The sequence below is a fragment of the Pantoea sp. SGAir0430 genome, assembly GCF_043549295.1.
In genome coordinates this window covers 1,198,979-1,217,170 of record NZ_CP039427.1, presented here as the reverse complement: position 1 = coordinate 1,217,170, position 18,192 = coordinate 1,198,979, and the positions used below count along the sequence as shown (strand labels likewise).

Here is an 18,192-nt window from a genome sequence, read left to right as displayed (position 1 = left end):
CCTCAGTGCGCGACAGAGATGGTGCAGGTGGTACCGGCCACCAGCGGCACATTATCCGGTACCGCGTTTAGCCGGATACGCACCGGGACGCGCTGCGCCAGCCTGACCCACGGCACGTTGGGTTTGATATCGGGCACCAGACCGCCGTCGCTGGCGATGCTTTGATCGTAAATGGCACGTCCGATGCTCTCCACCTGGCCCTGCAGTCGTGCGCCGTTGCTATACAGCACGATTTGCGCCGCCGCGCCGGGCTGGATATGGCGCAGTTTGGTCTCTTCGAAATAGCCCATCACATAGTAAGAGTGGCTGTCGACCAGCGCGAACAGTGGCGTACCGGCGGTCGCGTAATTGCCGGCACGCAGCGTAAGGTTACTGACCCAGCCGTCGGTCGGGGCCGTCACCGTGGTTTGCTGCAGGTTCCAGCGCGCCTGATCGAGCATCGCCTGTGCGGCTTTCGCTGTGGCGGCCGCCGCATTCGCGTTGAGGCGCGCCGCGTCCATATCTTCAGCGGAGATCACGTTACGCGGCAGGCTGGCACGGCGATCCGCCTCATGCTGCGCTTTGGCGAGGTCGGCCTGCGCCTTCGCCAGCTGGGCCTGCGCATTGGCCAGCGCAATCTGCCACGGCACCGGATCCAGCGTCAGCAGCACCTCGCCTTTATGCACGAACTGATTGTCGCGCACGGCCAGCTTGCTGATACGGCCGGAGACCTCGGGCGTCACGTCCACCAGTTCAGCGCGCACTTTGCCATCGCGCGTCCATGGGGCCTGCATGTAGTAGTTCCACATCCACCAGCCTGCGAGCAGCGCCAGGGTAAACACCACAAGGGTAGAAAAGTACTTAAAGGGGTTGAATTTCATGGTAATTTATCCGAGGCTCAGTATCCACAGTGCGCCGCTCACGCACAGAACAAACAGTGAGAGATCCATTAAGGTGGGGTGCCAGACATCGCCGGAGTAGATCCAGCCGCGCAGCAGCGGATGAATCAGCAGCCAGAAAAAGAAGCCCAGCAGCACCGCTTTGAACAGCGGCGGGAAGAACAGTGAGGCACCGAATACCAGATCGGTCAGCGGCGCTGTCGCGGTGAGCGCGAAGATTGACACGTGGCATCATCCTTTTTACCCGGGCACGGTTAAATCAAGTGTAGACAGCGGGCGTGCCGTCTGGCCCGGGATTTGTAATTTGTCCTGTAAACTCGCAGAATAGTGTAAAATCTGGCTTGATAGCTAGCAAGCTAATTATAAGGAGATGAAATGGATACGCCGCTTGGAACAGATCTGTCTCGCCTGGTGCGCATCTGGCGTGCGTTGATCGACCAGCGTCTGAAGCCGCTTGAGTTGACACAAACCCACTGGGTGACGTTGCACAATATTCATCAACTCCCGCCAGAGCAGTCGCAGATTCAGCTGGCGAAAGCCATCGGTATTGAGCAGCCGTCGCTGGTGCGTACGCTGGATCAGCTGGAAGAGAAGGGGCTCATCACCCGCGCCACCTGCGCTAACGATCGCCGCGCCAAGCGCATCAAGCTGACCCGTCAGGCTGAGCCGATCATTGAGCAGGTCGAAAACGTGATCGACGCGACGCGTGACGACATCCTCTCCGGCATCAGCCTCGAAGAGATCAATCAGATGGTGACGCTGATTGCCCGGCTGGAAAAAAACATTCTCGAGTTGCAGAACCGCGAGAAATAAAAAAACCGACGCACTGGCGTCGGTTTTTTTTATCTGTGCGCTTAGCGCGGAGAGACGGTGACCTGGCTGCCGTTGGAGGCCATCACCACGCGCTGGCCGACCGAGTAACGGCTGGCGGACTGCTTCTGCACCACCATAATGGTATTGCCGTCATCCTTACGGATCTCCAGCTCTACGCCGTCAGATTTGTTGAGCGCACCCTGCACGCCCTGACCGGCTACGCCGCCCAGTACCGCACCGCCGGCCGTTGCCAGACTGCGCCCCGCGCCGCCGCCGATGGTGTTACCGAGGAAACCACCCAGCACCGCACCGCCAATGGCACCGATCACATTACTGTCATCGCCGCCCTGAATTTTTACCGGACGCACGGATACCAGCGTACCGTATGAGACGCTTTGAACCTGCTTGGCTTCGCTGGCGCTGTAAACATCGCCGGAAAGGGTATCGTTATTAACACAGCCAGCCAGCGTGATACCCGCCAGGGCTACGGCTACGAAACGCTTAATCATGAGAAAGCTCCTTAATGCAAAAAAACGCCATATTCTCGTCCTGTACTGCAACAGTATAAGTCAGAAAATGGCCAATTGACGCGATGTCCGAACAATATGCGGCTGGGCCGAAGCATAGACCACCGCCCATCAACAAAAATTCAATTGCCGGATGAAAATAGTTTGCTGCCGGAATGCGTGTCGCAGCGCAGTTGAAAAGCGGAAATTTATCATAGAATTAGCCCCGGTAATTTGCCAGGCTAAACACAGATGCATTGCAGGCCCGCAAACGGGTAAGGAAGCGCTATGAAATCAGGACGCTATATCGGCGTGATGTCCGGCACCAGCCTGGACGGCGTAGACGTCGTGCTGGCCGCGATCGACCAGCATATGGTGGCGCAACAGGCCAGCTACTGCCATCCCATCCCGCTGGCGCTGCGTCAGCAGGTGCTGGCGATTTGTCAGGGACAGACGCTGACGCTGTCGCAGCTCGGTCAGCTTGATACCCGGCTCGGCCAGCTGTTTGCTGAAGCTGTGCTGACGCTGATGCAGCAGCAGGCGCTGGAGGCCAGCGATATCATGGCGATTGGCTGCCACGGCCAGACGGTGTGGCACGAGCCGCAGTCGGCGGCACCGAATACGCTGCAAATTGGCGACAATAACCAGATTGCTGCCGCGACCGGCGTCACGGTGGTGGGCGATTTTCGCCGCCGCGACATGGCGCTGGGCGGCCAGGGCGCACCGCTGGTACCGGCTTTTCACCAGGCGTTGCTGATGGACAGCGTCGAACGGCGCATGGTGCTGAATATTGGCGGCATCGCCAATCTGTCGCTGCTGATCCCCGGTCAGCCGGTGCGCGGCTTTGATACCGGGCCAGGCAATATGCTGATGGATGCGTGGATCTGGCGCCACAAAGGCCTGCCGTTTGATAAAGATGCCGGCTGGGCGCGCAGTGGCCAGGTCGTGCCCGCGCTGCTGGAGCAGATGCTCGGCGATCCGTGGTTTGCGCTGCCGCCACCCAAAAGCACCGGTCGGGAATACTTCAACCTGGGCTGGGTGGAACAGCAGCTGCAGCGCTTCCCGGCGCTGGCCCCGCAGGATGTGCAGGCAACGCTGTGCGAGCTGACCGCGCTGACTATCGCCCATCAGGTACAGCTCAACGATGGCTGCGATCGTCTGCTGGTGTGCGGCGGCGGCAGTCGCAATCCGCTGCTGATGGCGCGGCTGGCCGCGCATTTGTCTGGCACTGAAGTGGGCACCACCGATCAGGCCGGTATCAGCGGTGATGATATGGAGGCGCTGGCCTTTGCCTGGCTGGCGTTCCGCACCCTGTCCGGGCTGCCGGGCAATCTGCCGGCGGTAACCGGCGCGCGCGAAATGAGCGTGCTGGGCGCCATCTATCCCGCCAATCCCCACGCAATACGTTAAGGAGCAAACATGAAAAAGATGATCGTGCTGGCCGGCACCCTGACCTTACTCAGCGGCTGTGGTATCTGGCATAAACCCGCACCCGCGCCAGAGACGTTACATTACCAGTGTGGCACGCTGCCGCTGACGGTCACTCTGGACAACGCGAAGCAGCAGGTAAGCTTTATTCTGGACGGCAAACCGCTCACGCTGACCCAGACGGTGTCTGCCTCCGGCGCGCGTTACAGCGATGGGACCTACGTTTTCTGGTCAAAAGGCAATGGCGCCTTTGTTGAACGCAACGATAAAATCGTGATTAATGATTGTGAACTGCAGAACGCGGATGCCTCCGCACAGTAAGAGAGAACCGGGATACCAGCATGAGCGACAGTGACAGCTTGCAACAAATTGCCCACCTGCGTCGGGAGTACACGCGCGGCGGGCTGCGGCGCAAAGATTTGCCAGATACTCCTCTGGCGCTGTTTGAGCAGTGGCTGCAGCAGGCGTGCGCCGCGCAGCTGCCCGATCCCACCGCCATGACGGTGGCGACGGTGGACAGCAGCGGCCAGCCCTATCAGCGCATCGTCCTGCTTAAACACTACGATGAGCAGGGCATGGTGTTTTACACCAACCTCGGCAGCCGTAAAGCGCTGCAGCTGGCGGACAATCCGCGCATTTCCCTGCATTTCCCCTGGCACTTCCTTGAGCGTCAGGTGATGGTGCTGGGCGAAGTGGAGAAACTGTCGCCGCTGGAAGTGCTGAAGTACTTCCACAGCCGTCCGCGAGACAGCCAGATTGGCGCCTGGGTATCGAAACAGTCGAGCCGAATTTCCGCGCGCGGCGTGCTCGAGGGCAAATTCCTTGAGCTGAAGCAGAAGTTTCAGCAGGGGGAAGTGCCGCTGCCGAGTTTCTGGGGCGGATTCCGCGTCAGATTCCACACCATGGAGTTCTGGCAGGGCGGCGAACATCGCCTGCATGACCGCTTCCTTTATCAGCGTGATGGCAGCGGCTGGACAATCGACCGTTTAGCACCGTAAAACTGCGTTTTATCCCCTTTCAGCGCTGGCGCACGGCTCGTCAGCGCTTTATGCTATAGCCCTCATTTTTTTCGTATCCGCACGTCAGCGGACAGCTGTGTACCAGCATAGGTGCAGTCTGATCAATTTGGAGTCAGTGATGACCAGCAGTAACCTGATACAACAATTGCAAGAGAGAGGCTTAGTAGCCCAGGTAACGGACGAGGAAGCGTTAGCAGAGCGGCTGGCGCAAGGGCCAATTGCACTCTATTGCGGCTTTGATCCCACCGCTGATAGCTTGCACTTGGGCCATCTGGTGCCGCTGCTGTGCCTGAAACGTTTCCAGGATGCCGGCCACAAGCCGGTGGCCCTGGTCGGCGGTGCCACCGGCCTGATTGGCGATCCCAGCTTTAAAGCGGCCGAACGTAAACTCAACACCACGGAAACCGTTAACGAGTGGGTAGAGAAGATCCGCAAACAGGTTGCGCCTTTCCTCGATTTTGACTGCGGCGACAACAGCGCCATCGCGGCCAACAACTATGACTGGTTTGGCGGCATGAACGTGCTGACCTTCCTGCGCGATATCGGTAAGCACTTCTCGGTCAACCAGATGATCAACCGTGAAGCGGTGAAAATGCGCCTGAACCGTGAAGATCAGGGCATCTCCTACACCGAGTTTTCCTACAACCTGCTGCAGGGTTACGACTTTGCCGAACTGAACAAGCGCTACGACGTGGTGCTGCAGATTGGCGGCTCCGATCAGTGGGGTAACATCACCTCCGGCATCGATCTGACGCGTCGTCTGCATCAGCAGCAGGCGTGGGGACTGACTGTGCCGCTGATCACCAAATCGGACGGCACCAAATTTGGTAAAACCGAAGGCGGTGCGGTATGGCTGGATGCGAAGAAAACCAGTCCGTACAAGTTCTACCAGTTCTGGATTAACACCGCCGACGCGGACGTCTATCGCTTCCTGAAATTCTTCACCTTCATGAGCATTGAGGAGATCAATGCGCTGGAAGAAGAAGACAAAACCAGTGGCAAAGCGCCGCGCGCGCAGTATGTGCTGGCAGAGCAGGTGACGCGTCTGGTGCACGGCGAAAGCGGTCTGAGCGCGGCGAAGCGCATCACCGACAGCCTGTTCTCCGGCAGCTTGAGCGACATGACCGAAGCGGACTTTGAGCAGCTGGCGCAGGATGGTATGCCGACCATTAGCCTGAAGGCGGACGACGATCTGCAACAGGCGCTGGTGGCGGCGGAACTGGTGCCGTCACGCGGCCAGGCGCGCACCATGATTGGCTCCAACGCGGTGTCTGTCAACGGTGAGAAACAGTCTGATGCCGAGTATCGTTTCAGCGACAGCGACAAACTGTTTGGTCGTTACACGCTGCTGCGTCGCGGCAAAAAACACTACTGCCTGATTAGCTGGCAGTAAGGTGCAAGGGCCGGTCTCCGGCCCTTTTTTATGGCAAGCAGTACAGGGCAATAATGAAAAATATCCTCGCAATCCAGTCTCACGTGGTTTATGGCCACGCCGGTAACAGCGCGGCCGAATTCCCGATGCGACGCATGGGCGCCAACGTCTGGCCGTTAAACACCGTGCAGTTTTCCAATCACACCCAGTATGGTCACTGGACCGGCACTGTGATGCCCGCCACCCATCTGACAGATATCGTCAGCGGGATCGCCGCCATCGATCGTCTGAAAACCTGCGATGCGGTGCTGAGCGGCTATCTCGGCTCGGCGGAGCAGGGCGAACAGATCCTGGAAATCGTGCGTATGGTGAAGGCGGCGAATCCTGACGCCTGGTATTTCTGTGACCCGGTGATGGGCCATCCGGAAAAAGGCTGCATCGTTGCGCCCGGCGTAGCGGAGTTTCACTGCAAGCAGGCGATGCCGGCCAGCGATCTTATCGCGCCGAACCTGCTGGAGCTGGAGATGCTCAGTGGCCAGACGGTCGCTAACGTGGAACAGGCGGTGGTTGCCGCTCGCGCATTGATTGCGCAGGGGCCGCGCGTGGTGCTGGTGAAACACCTGGCGCGCGCCGGACGCCGTAGCGATCGCTTCGAAATGCTGCTGGTCACCGCCGATCAGTGCTGGCACATCAGCCGTCCGCTGGTGGATTTTGGTGTGCGTCAGCCGGTGGGGGTTGGCGATCTGACCAGTGGCCTGTTGCTGGTTGACCTGCTGCACGGCAAATCGCTGCAGGATGCGCTGGAACATGTCACGGCGGCAGTATATGAAGTGATGCTGAAAACCCACGAGATGGGCGAGTATGAACTGCAACTGGTGGCGGCGCAGGATGCGATTGCGCAACCCACGCAGCACTTTGCGGCAGAACAGCTGTAATCGCTGCTAATTAACAGGCCGGCCAGCACGCCGGCCTGTGACGTCAGACCAGACCTTCAGCCTTCAGTGCGGCCTGAACCGCCGGCCGCGCGTCCACCCGCGCAAACCATGCCTCCAGCGCGCTCAAACCTTCGAGATTCAGTTTGATGGCTTTTGCCCAGCGCGTAACCACAAACAGATAGACATCGGCGACGGTGAAGCGTAACCCCATCAGCCACTGTTTATCCTGCAGCGCATCGTTAACGCGCTGAAATTTTTGCTCCAGCTGTGCACGCACTATGGCTTTGTACTCTTCCGGCGTATCCGGACGGAACAGCGGGGAAAAGGTTTTGTGCAATTCGCTGCTGATGTAGCTCAGCCACTCCAGCGTGTGGTAGCGCGTCAGGCTGCCGGTCGGTGCCAGCAGATTGCGATCCGGCTTGAGATCCGCCAGATACTGCACAATCGCCACGCCTTCCGTCAGTATGCTGCCGTCATCAAACTGCAGCGCGGGAACCTGTCCTTTGGGGTTTATCTGCCAGTAATCTTCTCCGCGCTCGGTGACTTTCTTCTGCAGATCGACATTGACCTGCGTAAAATCCAGCCCGCATTCGCGCGCAACGATATGCGGCGAGAGCGAACAGGCACCGGGCTTACAATAGAGTTTCATCATGGCCTCTCCTGATGAGTTGTTGTGATGACAGCAGCATAAAACTGCCAGAAATTTTTACCAGTGACAGCGATCAGGAATTGCGGGCGGGCGCGGGAAATTCAGCGGCCGCCTGCAGTCGCGGCGGCAGTGCCGTGAGCGCGAAATCCCAGAAACAGCGTACCTTGGGCGCCATGTTTTTCACCCGCTGCGCCACCAGATGCACCGGCAGCGGTGCCGGCTCCCACTCGCTCAGCAGGCGGATCAGCGTGCCAGCCTGCAGTTCATCTATCACCTGATAAGACAACAGACGGCCAATGCCCTGGCCACTGCGCAATGCATCCAGCTGGCTGGCGATATCATTGACGCGCAGGCGTGGGGTGATGCGCACGCGCAGGTCGTGCGCGAAGCGCCACTCACGGGTGTGGCGCACGCCGGCCACCAGCGCATGCATGCTGAGCTCAGCCGGATGGGCCGGGATTCCGGCCTGGCGAAGGTAGTCCGGGCTGGCGACCAGCATCGAGCGTACGCTGCCGACGTTGCGCGCCACCATCGACGAATCCTGCAGCTCGCCAATGCGCACCGCAATATCCAGCCCGTTTTCAATCAGGTCCTGATAGCTGTCGCTTAGAATCAGTTCGATTTGCATTTCCGGATGCTGTTGCAGAAAGGCATTGACCAGCGGCATCACGTGGCGACGGCCACACATCACCGGGGCGGTAATGCGCAGCAGGCCGTGCAGTCCGCTGTGGTGGGCGCTGTCGAGCGCGCTCTGGTAATCGTTAAGCAAGCGCTGCGCCTGCTCAAACAGCTGCCAGCCGCTCTCGGTGGGAGCCAGCTGGCGCGTGGTGCGTTCAATCAGGGTGGTGCCGAAACGTGCTTCCAGCGCATTCAGCGTGCGGGTAATGACCGGCGGCGAACGCTGCAATACGCGCGCCGCGCCAGCCAGGCTGCCCTGCTGAATCACCGCAACAAACACCTGCAGCTCGTCAAATCTGTCCATGAGCCATTCCCGATCTCAGCCGTGCAAGGCGAGCATAAAAAGCGTGTTGCTTAAACTACAGCGGAAAGCGGGGGTTGTGAAGGGGATAAAAAAAGCCGGGCTTAGCCCGGCTCAGAAACGATTACTGGTTAGCGCTGGCGCGCTTCAGTTCTGCCTGCGCATCATCCTGCGTCATGCGGTTGAGCAGCGGGGCGGTAATCAGCATCAGCAGGGCGATTACGCCAGTGGCGATACCAATCTGCTGGAACACCTGGCTATACACGGCCAGTGAGGCGTGTGGATCGGTGACGTTTTCCGGCACCGCCATCAGGTTCGCTACCTTACCGGCAATCATCGCGGCGCCAGCGGTGGTGAGGAACCAGGAGCCCATAATAAAGCCCATCAGACGCTGCGGCACCAGCTGCGCCACCATCGCCAGGCCGAGACCGGAGATCATCAGCTCACCGATACTCTGCAGCGCGTAGCTCAGAATCAGCCAGTTTACCGAAACGATACCCGCCTGGTTCGCGAATTTCGCGCCAAACGGCAGCACCAGGAACGCTGCAGAGCACAGCACCATGCCAATGGCAAACTTGTGCGGCATCGGCAGCTTATCGCCAAGCTTGTTATAGACTGCCGCCAGAATCGGGCTGGCCACCATGATCCAGAATGGATTGAGCGCCTGGAACTGTTCCGGCTCAAAGGTGATACCGAGAATCGCGTGCTCGACGTTACGGATGGCGAAGAAGTTCAGCGAGGTTGGCATCTGCATGTACAGCACGAAGAACACAATGGCTTCGACCATCAGCAGGAATGCAACGATCATTTTGCGGCGTGCCGCACCGTGCAGCGCAAAGGCTTCTTTGGCAAACACCAGCACGATACCGATCGCGATCACGCCCAGCGTCATACGGGCAATGCTCTGATGATGCAGCAGCCAGGTGGCCAGCGCGATCAGTGCAACCACGCCGACAAGGGTCATCAGCAGCTTACCGACCTGCAGCGGCGCAAAGTCTGGTTTGGAGCCGTAATTCTTCACCAGGCGCTGGCAGAACAGGAAGTTCAGCAGGGTGATCACCAGGCCCACCACCGACAGCGAAAACGCCGCGCCCCAGCCATATTTGGCCGCCAGCCACGGAGTCAGCATCATGGAGAACAGCGAACCGATGTTGATCGACATGTAGAACATAGTGAAGGCACCGTCGATGCGCGGATCGTCTTTCTCGTAGCAGGTCGACAGCAGTGAAGAAGGGTTAGCCTTAAACAGCCCGCTACCCACGGCAATGGTCGCCATGCCGACATACACCATGGTGGTGTCATGACCGGAGAAGGCAATCATCGCATAGCCCAGCGCCAGCACAATGACGCCGAGAATAATCACGCGTTTGGTGCCGAGCACTTTGTCGCCCAGCCAGCCGCCAATGGCAACCAGGCCGTAAACCAGTGCGCTGAACGAGGTGAACAGGGTGATGGAGTCCGCTTCGGACATCCCCAGCTGTTTCACCAGATAGACCGCCATGATGGCTTGCAGACCGTAGTAGCCAAAACGCTCCCACAGTTCGATGGAGAAGATCAAATAGAACGCTTTCGGCTGACGGAAGGCGTTAAGGCTTACCGCCTCATCAGTGTGTTTGTTTGCAGTTGACACGTATACCTCAGTTTATACATCGCCTGTTTTACAACAGGAATTAAGTCTGCGTCGGGCTGGGTAATCCCGCGCAACATTGTTATTAGAAAGGAAAAACGGCGCCTAATTTGGCTGAATCAGGCCAACAGGGCAAGCATTTTCTGCACGCTGAAATACTTGTTACAGGCAGGGTTATAACCAGGGTAATAACTTGTAAATCAGTGTTAAATATCACTGCGTGACATTATAGCAGGATAATTGTTCTTGTTGCAGATCGGTTGATGGATTTTCCTGAGATAAACTGCTTTTCCTGCTCCGGGCAGGACATAATATTATCCAGCCCATTAAGCTGGATGATTCCCCTGATTTTTGCCGAAGAAGTAAGCGCAATTGTCTGATTGTTGAGCACAATAAGCGGCTGACAGTTCGCTGCAGGCTAATTTGTTGATCCTGCGCACAAAATTATCAATTAATTAGAAATGTAAAAAAAGAAAACGATTGCCGCTCTCCCGTTTGCCGACAATTTCACCACTTAATCGCGGCTTTCATCGTATAAGCTCTGCAGCACCCCCGGCGGCAGCGTCCTGTTGCGTCAGGCAGGGGGAGGAGGGATAGCCGATCGCCAGCCCTTAGACAGCCTGAAGAAATTGCTGTAACCTCGTTTTTTCCCTGCAAGGAACTCATCATGAAGCAGTCCGTTCGTGTCGCTCTCGTGGGCGATTACCGTGCCAGTGCTGTCGCGCACCAGGCTATTCCTCCCGCTGTTCAGCTTGCCGCAACCTCTCTCTCACTTAACGTAACCGCCGACTGGATCGCGACGCCGGAAATCGATCTGCCGCGTCTGCACGACTATGATGCCGTCTGGGTGGTGCCTGGCAGTCCCTTCCTGAATGATGCCGGCGTGTTCGACGTCATTCGCTGGGCACGCGAAAGCGGTAAACCCTTTTTAGGCTCGTGCGCCGGCTTTCAATATGCGGTGGTGGAATACGCGCGCAACGTGCTGGGCTGGGAGGATGCTGGCCATGCCGAGACCGACCCTGACGCGCGCTGGGTGATTGCGCCACTGGCCTGCTCGCTGGTCGAGCAGCGCGGTGAGGTCACGTTTGAGCCGGGTTCGCGTATTGCTCAGGCCTACGGCGCGCTGCAGAGTAACGAAGGCTATCACTGCAACTTTGGCGTTAACGCTGAGTTCAGCGAGGCGCTGGCCACGCGCAATCTGCGTATTACCTCATGGGATCTGGAGGGGGATGTGCGCGGGGTAGAGCTGACCGATCATCCGTTCTTTGTCGCCACGCTGTTCCAGTCTGAACGCGCCGCGTTACAAAACCGGCTGTCACCGCTGGTCGTGGCGTGGCTGCAGGCGGCGCAATAACGGTTAATAAGCGATCTACGGCGCGCAGCGTCGCGCCGTTACCGATCAGTCGGTCTTTTCCGTGAACTCACACAAATCTTCAATCAGGCAGGAGCCGCAGCGCGGTTTACGCGCCACGCAGGTGTAGCGACCGTGCAGAATCAGCCAGTGATGGCAGTCAACCTTAAAGTCGGCCGGCACCACTTTGAGCAGCTTCTGCTCCACTTCCTCAACGTTTTTACCCGGCGCAAAGCGGGTGCGATTGCTGACGCGGAAAATGTGGGTATCCACGGCAATGGTGGGCCAGCCAAAGGCGGTATTGAGCACCACGTTGGCGGTTTTACGCCCGACGCCGGGCAGGGCTTCCAGTGCCGCGCGGTCTTCCGGCACCACACCACCGTGCTGCTCCAGCAGAATGCGGCAGGTTTTGATGACGTTTTCCGCTTTGCTGTTAAACAGGCCAATGGTCTTGATGTACTCTTTAACGCCTTCCACGCCGAGCGCCAGCATTGCCGCTGGCGTATTGGCCACCGGATAGAGTCGGGCGGTGGCTTTGTTGACGCTGACATCGGTTGCCTGTGCCGACAGCAGCACAGCGATCAGCAGCTCAAACGGTGAGCTGAAATTCAGTTCGGTGGTCGGATGGGGATTGGCGTCACGCAGCCGCGTGAGGATCTGCAGGCGTTTATCCTTATTCACACAGCCTTCCCGGTTTCGCCCTGCGGCGCGGTAGCAGCAGCGTCCAGCTGACGTGCGGCGCGCTGCTTCATTTTCTGATCGATCAGGTATTTGCCGGCCAGCAGCATACCGAGGCCGATAAACGCACCCGGCGGCAGCATCGCCAGCAGCATCGGTGAATCAAAATGCACCACTTCAATGCGCAGCGCTTTAGCCCATGGCCCCAGCAGCTGGTCAGCGCCGTTGAACAGCGTGCCGTTACCAATCAGTTCACGAATCGAACCTAGCGTCACCATTGCGCAGGTAGCGCCCATGCCGATGGCAAAGCCATCCAGCGCGGAGAGGGGAATGCTGCTTTTCGATGCCACCGCTTCCGCACGTCCCACCACAATGCAGTTGGTGACGATCAGCGGGATAAAGATGCCCAGCGATTGATACAGGCCATAGGCATAGGCGTTGATCAGCATCTGCACGCAGCTCACCACCGAGGCGATGATCATTACGTAGATAGGAATACGAATTTCACCCGGCACCCAGCGGCGCGAAGCGGAAATCGCACTGTTGGTGATGGTCAGTACCAGCGTGGTTGCCAGTCCAAGGCCCAGTGCGTTAGTGGCGGTTGAGGTCACCGCCAGCAGCGGACAGAGCCCCAGTAGCTGCACCAGCGCCGAGTTATTCTTCCACAGTCCGCCAATCAGTAAATTTTTCGCTTCACTCATGGTGCATCTCCACATTCAGGCAGCGAAGCGAGCTTCGCTGGCAGCGTTTCAATCAGCAGCGCCGTGCGTTTGGTGGCGTTGACCACCGCGCGCGGCGTGATAGTAGCGCCGGTAAACTGGTCAAATTCGCCACCGTCTTTTTTCACCGCAAAGGCTTTATCGTCGGCACCGTGCACCACTTTGCCGTTAAAACTGTTGATCCAGTCGGAAATTCGCAGCTCGATTTTATCACCCAGTCCCGGCGTCTCATGATGTTCAATCACGCGTACGCCCAGCACTTTGCCATGGAAATCGGCACCGACCAGCATCTGTATCGCGCCAGAATAGCCGTCAGGGGCGGTGGTCTCAAGTGCGGCGGCCACCGGTTGATTCCCTTTGCGCGCCACATACAGATGATGCGGTTTGTCGTTGCCGAGCGCGCGGGCATCGGTCACCAGCAGACACTCCTGCTGAATACTGTTGTCGTACAAATCGGTGGGCACCACCTGGTCGAGCAGGTTTTTCTGCTGCAGCGCGGTCTGGTGATCGACCGTCGGTTTGGTGACATAGTTGACCACCGCCGTCACGCCGGTGGTGATCACGGCAAACATGCCCAGCGTGAACGCGTTTTTACGAATGGTTTCGATCATCATCAATCCCTGCGATGTCCATACACGCGCGGCTGCGTGTAGTAGTCAATCAGCGGCACGCAGATGTTAGCGAGCAGCACCGCGAAGGCGACGCCATCCGGATAGCCACCGAAGCTGCGAATCAGCCACACCAGCAGGCCAATCAGCGCACCGTAAATCAGCCGGCCACGGTTGGTGGTGGACGCGGTGACCGGATCGGTGGCAATAAAGAACGCACCGAGCATGGTCGCCCCGGAGAACAGATGCACCAGCGGCGAGTTCAGCGACTGCGGCGCGAACAGCCAGCTGAGCGTGGCGCACAGCGCCAGCGACAGCAGGAAGCTGAACGGGATATGCCAGCGGATGGCGTTCTTCGCCAGCAGCAGCATGCCGCCGAGCAGATAGCCGAGATTGACCCATTGCCAGCCGAGGCCGGCCAGTACGCCGCCGTAAATCGGCTGGGCCAGCAGCTGTTCGGCGCTGTGTCCGGCGCGCAGGCCGGTTTTAAAGGTATCCAGCGGCGTGGCCTGGCTCACGCCATCCACACCCAGCTGCAACTGCTGCATGGTGTCACCGGCCAGCGTGTGGCCGGTAAAAATCATACTGAGTGAGTCCATCAGGCCAGGTTTAATGGCCTGCAGGACATCCGGCGGCAGCCAGCTGGTCATCTGCACCGGGAAGGAGATCAGCAGTACCACATAACCGACCATGGCCGGATTGAACGGGTTCTGGCCGAGGCCGCCGTACAGTTGCTTGGCGATAACCACGGCAAATACGGTACCGAGCACCACCAGCCACCACGGCGCCAGCGGCGGCAGGCTGATGCCCAGCAGCAACGCCGTCAGCAGGGCAGAGTTATCCGCCAGCGTCGGCACTACCGGCGCGTGACGCAGGCGCAGAATCGCGCCCTCAGTGATCCATGCGGTAGCGACCGCCAGCAGCACCTGAATCAGGAAACCGATGCCGAAGAAATACCACTGTGCCGCCATGCCGGGCAGCGCGGCCAGCACCACCAGCAGCATGATGTTGCCGGTGCTGCGGCGGTTATGGGTATAAGGCGAACTTGCAATACGAAAAGCCATTTAGTCCTCAGTCGTCGAAGGCTGCTGCTGCGCTTTACGCGCTTTGGCACGGGCGACCGCTGCGGCAATCGCCGCTTTGCGTGGGTCGGCGGAGTCAGGAGAGGCAGCGGCCTCCACTTCAGGGGATGCGGCGGGCGCGTCGGCTGTCTGCTGCGCTGCGGCCGCGGCTTTCTTCGCTTTGGCACGGGCAATCGCCGCTTCAACCGCCGCTTTGCGCGGATCGACCTCAGCCACCGGTGTTTCCGTTGCCGGCTCAGCATCAGCCGGCGTCTGCGCGGCCGCGGCTTTCTTCGCTTTGGCACGCGCAATAGCCGCCTCGACTGCGGCTTTGCGCGGATCGACCTCAGCCGCTGGCGTTTCCGCTACCGGCTCAGCGTCGGCCGGCGTCTGCGCGGCCGCAGCTTTCTTCGCTTTGGCACGCGCAATAGCCGCTTCGACTGCGGCTTTGCGCGGATCGACCTCAGCCGCTGGCGTTTCCGCTGCCGGCTCAGCGTCGGCCGGCGTCTGCGCCGCCGCAGCTTTCTTCGCTTTGGCACGCGCAATAGCCGCTTCAACCGCCGCTTTGCGCGGATCGCTTTCTGCGGTCGTGGTGTCTGCGGCTGGCTGTGCCGGCGCGGCCACTTTTTTCGCTTTAGCACGCGCAATGGCGGCTTCCACGGCGGCCTTGCGCGGGTCAATGGCCTGGCGGCTTAGCGGTTCGGTTTCAGCCTGCTTCTCGGCCTGCTGCGCCAGCGCCTGCGCATGGCGCGCTTCGCGTTCGGCCGCTTCCTGTTCCGGCGTCTTCGCCTGACGCGCTTTCACGCGCCCGGTTGCCGCTTCCAGCTCGGCTTTATCGCTGCGCGCAACCCGCTGTTTGGCCTGCTCGTGGCGCGCTTCCCGCGCCAGTTTTTCCCGCTCAAGGCGTGCCTGACGCGCTTCAAAGCGTGCTTTGGCTTCGGCGGTGCGTTTGGCCTCCAGATCGATGGCGCGCAGTTCGGCTTTTTCCTGGCGGTAATACTGCACCAGCGGAATATTGCTGGGACAGACATACGCACAGGCACCGCACTCAATGCAGTCATCAATGTGATGGGCGCGCGCTTTGTCATGATCGCCACCCTGGCTGTACCAGTACAGCTGCTGCGGCAGCAGTTTTGCCGGGCAGGCGTCAGCGCAGGCGCTGCAGCGGATGCAGGACTGTTCTTCCTGCGGTTGCCCCATCTCGCTGGCCGACGGTGCCAGAATACAGTTGGTGATCTTCACCACCGGCACGTTGAGGGACGGCAGGGTAAAGCCCATCAGCGGCCCGCCCATGATCACCATCTGGCGCGCACCCGGCGTGAAACCGACCTGTTGCAACAGATGGCTTACCGGGGTACCGAGACGGCCCCAGACATTACGCGGCCGGGCAATGGCCTCGCCGGTCAGCGTCACCACGCGTTCCGTAATCGGTTCGCCATCGACAATGGCGCGCTTCACCGCCCAGGCGGTGCCGACGTTCTGCATCAGCACGCCAATGTCGGTGGAGCGTCCGCCGTGCGGCACTTCCCGCCCGGTGAGAATTTTGGTCAGCTGTTTGGCACCGCCGGAAGGGTATTTGGTTGGGATCACCCGCAGCTGCAGCTCGCGGTCACCGGCCAGCGCCTGTTTCAGCGCGGCAATCGCCTCCGGCTTATTGTCTTCGATGCCAATCAGCACGCGCTCCGCCTGCAACACCCAGGCGAGGATGCGGCAGCCTTCCAGCACTTCGGCCGCACAATCCTGCATCAGGCGGTCGTCCGCCGTGATGTAAGGTTCGCACTCGGCGGCGTTGATGATCAGCGTGTTGACGCCGCGCAGTCCGCCGCGCAGTTTGGTGGCGGTCGGGAAGCCTGCGCCGCCGAGGCCCGCAATACCGGCATCGTGGATGCGTTTCACTACCGCGTCCCGACCCAGCGCGCGATAGTCCGGCTGCGGATCAAGCGGCATCCAGCGGTCTTCGCCATCGGCGCGCAGGAAAACGCATAGCTCGGACAGGCCGGAAGGGTGCGCGGTCATGTGTGGCGCGATGGCTTCAATGGTGCCGGAAGTGGGCGCGTGCACCGGTAGCATCCGGCCGCTGCCAAAGGTCAGCGGCTGGCCGCGCAGCACCTTATCGCCCGGCGCGACACAGATTTCGCCTTCGTGGCCAATATGCTGTTTCAACGGAATGATGAACTGCTCAGGCAGCGGGAGCTGGCTGAGCGGCGTGCCGCTGGACTGAGTTTTCATTTCCGGCGGGTGAATGCCGCCTGCGAAATCCCACAGCTTCTCTTTGCGCAGCAGTGATAACAGATTAAGCATGATGTTCTACCGGGATCACCCGTACAGGTATGGTGTCAAGATCCCACTTCCAGTTGGCCGTGGTGGTGGCAACCGGACGCATCTCAATGCAGTCGGTCGGGCAGGGCGCGACGCACAGGTCGCAGCCGGTGCAGACATCGCTCAGCACGGTATGCATGGCGCGCGTGGCACCGACGATGGCGTCAACCGGGCAGGCCTGAATACATTTGGTGCAGCCAATGCAGTTGGCTTCGTCAATCCACGCCACGGTGCGCACCGGCGTCAGCACTTCCGCGCCGCCGTCCAGCGGCTGCGGTTCAACGTTGAGCAGTTCGGCCAGCTTCAGCATGGTCTGTTCACCGCCCGGCGCACATTTGTTAATGGCTTCACCGTTATTGCCCACCGCATCGGCGTACGGACGGCAGCCGGGATAGCCACACTGGCCGCACTGGCTCTGCGGCAGAATCGCATCGATCTGCTCAACAATCGGGTCTTCTTCTACTTCAAAGCGGCGCGAGGCGTAGCCCAGCAGGGCACCAAACACCAGTGCCAGCGCCGCCAGAACAGCAATAGCAATCCAAATCGCGGTCATATCAGAATTTCACCAGACCGGTAAAGCCCATGAACGCCAGCGCCATCAGGCCAGCGGTGATCAGGGCAATGGAGTTTCCTTTGAACGGTGCCGGCACGTTGGCCAGCACCAGACGTTCACGCATGCCAGCGAACAGCACCATCACCAGCGAAAAGCCGAGTGACGCACTGAAGCCGTACAGCGCCGCCTGCAGGAACGTATGGTTGAGGTTGACGCTCAGCAGCGGCACGCCCAGCACCGCGCAGTTGGTGGTGATCAGCGGCAAAAAGATACCGAGCAGGCGATACAGCGACGGGCTGGTTTTACGCACCACCATTTCGGTGAACTGCACCACTACCGCAATCACCAGGATATAGGCCATGGTACGCAGGTACACCAGATCAAGCGGCAGCAGAATCAGGTGATTCACCAGCCAGGCGCAAATCGACGCCAGCGTAATGACGAACGTGGTGGCAAGTCCCATGCCAATGGCCGTTTCCAGTTTTTTTGACACGCCCATAAAAGGGCAAAGGCCGAGGAATTTGACCAACACGAAGTTGTTCACCAGCACTGTGCCAATAAAGAGCAGTAAGTAATCGGTCATTTTTTAACCTGGGAAGCCGAAAGGCGTTTATTATCCGGAATTGAGAGGTGCATCTCAACCTTTGCGCGATTCGTGCGCTGGCTGAGAGCACTCAGAATTAAATTCCTGACGAAA

20 protein-coding genes are annotated in these 18,192 nt (G+C 59.4%); 7 read left to right on the top strand and 13 right to left on the bottom strand.

What is annotated here, in order from left to right:
- Positions 1-2 precede the first annotated feature (2 nt).
- A complete protein-coding gene (locus E7738_RS05815; protein WP_058769707.1) occupies positions 3-860 on the bottom strand; it encodes an efflux RND transporter periplasmic adaptor subunit in 858 nt (285 codons plus the stop codon).
- A 6-nt stretch (positions 861-866) separates the two neighbouring features.
- A complete protein-coding gene (locus E7738_RS05810) occupies positions 867-1,103 on the bottom strand; it encodes a DUF1656 domain-containing protein (protein WP_021506205.1) in 237 nt (78 codons plus the stop codon).
- A gap of 150 nt (positions 1,104-1,253) precedes the next feature.
- Between E7738_RS05810 and slyA the strand changes: the two genes are divergently transcribed.
- Complete coding sequence (gene slyA / locus E7738_RS05805; protein ID WP_010618966.1) at positions 1,254-1,691, top strand: transcriptional regulator SlyA; 438 nt, start codon at positions 1,254-1,256, stop codon at positions 1,689-1,691.
- A 41-nt stretch (positions 1,692-1,732) separates the two neighbouring features.
- On the opposite strand, the gene slyB is transcribed toward slyA, so the two are convergent.
- Positions 1,733-2,200: an outer membrane lipoprotein SlyB gene (gene slyB / locus E7738_RS05800; RefSeq protein ID WP_021506204.1), complete on the bottom strand. Its 468-nt coding sequence runs from the start codon at positions 2,198-2,200 to the stop codon at positions 1,733-1,735.
- A 285-nt stretch (positions 2,201-2,485) separates the two neighbouring features.
- Here slyB and anmK point away from each other — a divergent pair, with 285 nt between their 5' ends.
- The 5 genes from anmK (at position 2,486) to pdxY (ending at position 6,951) form a co-directional block, all read left to right on the top strand.
- The gene (gene anmK / locus E7738_RS05795) at positions 2,486-3,607 is read left to right on the top strand and encodes an anhydro-N-acetylmuramic acid kinase (RefSeq protein WP_104092879.1); all 1,122 of its coding nucleotides are present in this window, start codon (positions 2,486-2,488) and stop codon (positions 3,605-3,607) included.
- A 9-nt stretch (positions 3,608-3,616) separates the two neighbouring features.
- The gene (locus E7738_RS05790; RefSeq protein WP_021506202.1) at positions 3,617-3,946 is read left to right on the top strand and encodes an MliC family protein; all 330 of its coding nucleotides are present in this window, start codon (positions 3,617-3,619) and stop codon (positions 3,944-3,946) included.
- Between the two features lie 20 nt (positions 3,947-3,966).
- The gene (pdxH, locus tag E7738_RS05785; protein WP_058769709.1) at positions 3,967-4,623 is read left to right on the top strand and encodes a pyridoxamine 5'-phosphate oxidase; all 657 of its coding nucleotides are present in this window, start codon (positions 3,967-3,969) and stop codon (positions 4,621-4,623) included.
- Positions 4,624-4,762: 139 nt separating this feature from the next.
- The gene (tyrS, locus tag E7738_RS05780) at positions 4,763-6,037 is read left to right on the top strand and encodes a tyrosine--tRNA ligase (protein WP_059011053.1); all 1,275 of its coding nucleotides are present in this window, start codon (positions 4,763-4,765) and stop codon (positions 6,035-6,037) included.
- A gap of 53 nt (positions 6,038-6,090) precedes the next feature.
- Positions 6,091-6,951, top strand: a complete 861-nt coding sequence (gene pdxY / locus E7738_RS05775; RefSeq protein ID WP_058776274.1) for a pyridoxal kinase PdxY — start codon at positions 6,091-6,093, stop codon at positions 6,949-6,951.
- A 43-nt stretch (positions 6,952-6,994) separates the two neighbouring features.
- On the opposite strand, the gene gstA is transcribed toward pdxY, so the two are convergent.
- The 3 genes from gstA to dtpA form a co-directional block, all read right to left on the bottom strand.
- The gene (gstA, locus tag E7738_RS05770; RefSeq protein WP_181444756.1) at positions 6,995-7,600 is read right to left on the bottom strand and encodes a glutathione transferase GstA; all 606 of its coding nucleotides are present in this window, start codon (positions 7,598-7,600) and stop codon (positions 6,995-6,997) included.
- 73 nt (positions 7,601-7,673) lie between these two features.
- Positions 7,674-8,582, bottom strand: coding sequence for a LysR family transcriptional regulator (locus E7738_RS05765; RefSeq protein WP_058776276.1), 909 nt, complete (start codon positions 8,580-8,582; stop codon positions 7,674-7,676).
- Positions 8,583-8,703: 121 nt separating this feature from the next.
- Complete coding sequence (gene dtpA, locus E7738_RS05760; RefSeq protein WP_058757699.1) at positions 8,704-10,209, bottom strand: dipeptide/tripeptide permease DtpA; 1,506 nt, start codon at positions 10,207-10,209, stop codon at positions 8,704-8,706.
- A 664-nt stretch (positions 10,210-10,873) separates the two neighbouring features.
- Between dtpA and E7738_RS05755 the strand changes: the two genes are divergently transcribed.
- Positions 10,874-11,560, top strand: a complete 687-nt coding sequence (locus E7738_RS05755) for a CTP synthase C-terminal region-related (seleno)protein (RefSeq protein ID WP_127834031.1) — start codon at positions 10,874-10,876, stop codon at positions 11,558-11,560.
- A 45-nt stretch (positions 11,561-11,605) separates the two neighbouring features.
- On the opposite strand, the gene nth is transcribed toward E7738_RS05755, so the two are convergent.
- The 7 genes from nth to rsxA are packed head-to-tail and all read right to left on the bottom strand — an operon-like array spanning position 11,606 to position 18,078.
- Positions 11,606-12,238 (bottom strand): endonuclease III, encoded by a 633-nt coding sequence (gene nth / locus E7738_RS05750; protein WP_021506194.1) that lies wholly within the window; start codon positions 12,236-12,238, stop codon positions 11,606-11,608.
- The gene (locus E7738_RS05745; RefSeq protein WP_394516201.1) at positions 12,235-12,936 is read right to left on the bottom strand and encodes an electron transport complex subunit E; all 702 of its coding nucleotides are present in this window, start codon (positions 12,934-12,936) and stop codon (positions 12,235-12,237) included. Before E7738_RS05745 ends, nth begins: the two co-directional genes overlap by 4 nt.
- A complete protein-coding gene (gene rsxG, locus E7738_RS05740) occupies positions 12,933-13,565 on the bottom strand; it encodes an electron transport complex subunit RsxG (RefSeq protein ID WP_394516332.1) in 633 nt (210 codons plus the stop codon). The genes E7738_RS05745 and rsxG overlap by 4 nt, the downstream gene beginning before the upstream one ends.
- 2 nt (positions 13,566-13,567) lie before the next feature.
- Positions 13,568-14,626, bottom strand: a complete 1,059-nt coding sequence (gene rsxD / locus E7738_RS05735) for an electron transport complex subunit RsxD (protein ID WP_394516200.1) — start codon at positions 14,624-14,626, stop codon at positions 13,568-13,570.
- On the bottom strand, positions 14,627-16,924 hold the full coding sequence (rsxC, locus tag E7738_RS05730; RefSeq protein ID WP_394516199.1) for an electron transport complex subunit RsxC: 2,298 nt from the start codon (positions 16,922-16,924) through the stop codon (positions 14,627-14,629).
- Positions 16,917-17,495, bottom strand: coding sequence for an electron transport complex subunit RsxB (gene rsxB, locus E7738_RS05725; protein ID WP_021506189.1), 579 nt, complete (start codon positions 17,493-17,495; stop codon positions 16,917-16,919). The genes rsxC and rsxB overlap by 8 nt, the downstream gene beginning before the upstream one ends.
- A gap of 1 nt (position 17,496) precedes the next feature.
- Positions 17,497-18,078: an electron transport complex subunit RsxA gene (rsxA, locus tag E7738_RS05720; RefSeq protein ID WP_010618951.1), complete on the bottom strand. Its 582-nt coding sequence runs from the start codon at positions 18,076-18,078 to the stop codon at positions 17,497-17,499.
- Positions 18,079-18,192 lie beyond the last annotated feature (114 nt).

Coding starts and splice junctions, on each gene's coding strand:
- E7738_RS05815 (WP_058769707.1), bottom strand. CDS start 860: ATGAAATTCAACCCCTTTAAGTACTTTTCTACCCTTGTGGTGTTTACC.
- slyA (WP_010618966.1), top strand. CDS start 1,254: ATGGATACGCCGCTTGGAACAGATCTGTCTCGCCTGGTGCGCATCTGG.
- slyB (WP_021506204.1), bottom strand. CDS start 2,200: ATGATTAAGCGTTTCGTAGCCGTAGCCCTGGCGGGTATCACGCTGGCT.
- anmK (WP_104092879.1), top strand. CDS start 2,486: ATGAAATCAGGACGCTATATCGGCGTGATGTCCGGCACCAGCCTGGAC.
- E7738_RS05790 (WP_021506202.1), top strand. CDS start 3,617: ATGAAAAAGATGATCGTGCTGGCCGGCACCCTGACCTTACTCAGCGGC.
- pdxH (WP_058769709.1), top strand. CDS start 3,967: ATGAGCGACAGTGACAGCTTGCAACAAATTGCCCACCTGCGTCGGGAG.
- tyrS (WP_059011053.1), top strand. CDS start 4,763: ATGACCAGCAGTAACCTGATACAACAATTGCAAGAGAGAGGCTTAGTA.
- pdxY (WP_058776274.1), top strand. CDS start 6,091: ATGAAAAATATCCTCGCAATCCAGTCTCACGTGGTTTATGGCCACGCC.
- gstA (WP_181444756.1), bottom strand. CDS start 7,600: ATGAAACTCTATTGTAAGCCCGGTGCCTGTTCGCTCTCGCCGCATATC.
- E7738_RS05765 (WP_058776276.1), bottom strand. CDS start 8,582: ATGGACAGATTTGACGAGCTGCAGGTGTTTGTTGCGGTGATTCAGCAG.
- E7738_RS05755 (WP_127834031.1), top strand. CDS start 10,874: ATGAAGCAGTCCGTTCGTGTCGCTCTCGTGGGCGATTACCGTGCCAGT.
- E7738_RS05745 (WP_394516201.1), bottom strand. CDS start 12,936: ATGAGTGAAGCGAAAAATTTACTGATTGGCGGACTGTGGAAGAATAAC.
- rsxG (WP_394516332.1), bottom strand. CDS start 13,565: ATGATCGAAACCATTCGTAAAAACGCGTTCACGCTGGGCATGTTTGCC.
- rsxD (WP_394516200.1), bottom strand. CDS start 14,626: ATGGCTTTTCGTATTGCAAGTTCGCCTTATACCCATAACCGCCGCAGC.
- rsxC (WP_394516199.1), bottom strand. CDS start 16,924: ATGCTTAATCTGTTATCACTGCTGCGCAAAGAGAAGCTGTGGGATTTC.
- rsxB (WP_021506189.1), bottom strand. CDS start 17,495: ATGACCGCGATTTGGATTGCTATTGCTGTTCTGGCGGCGCTGGCACTG.
- rsxA (WP_010618951.1), bottom strand. CDS start 18,078: ATGACCGATTACTTACTGCTCTTTATTGGCACAGTGCTGGTGAACAAC.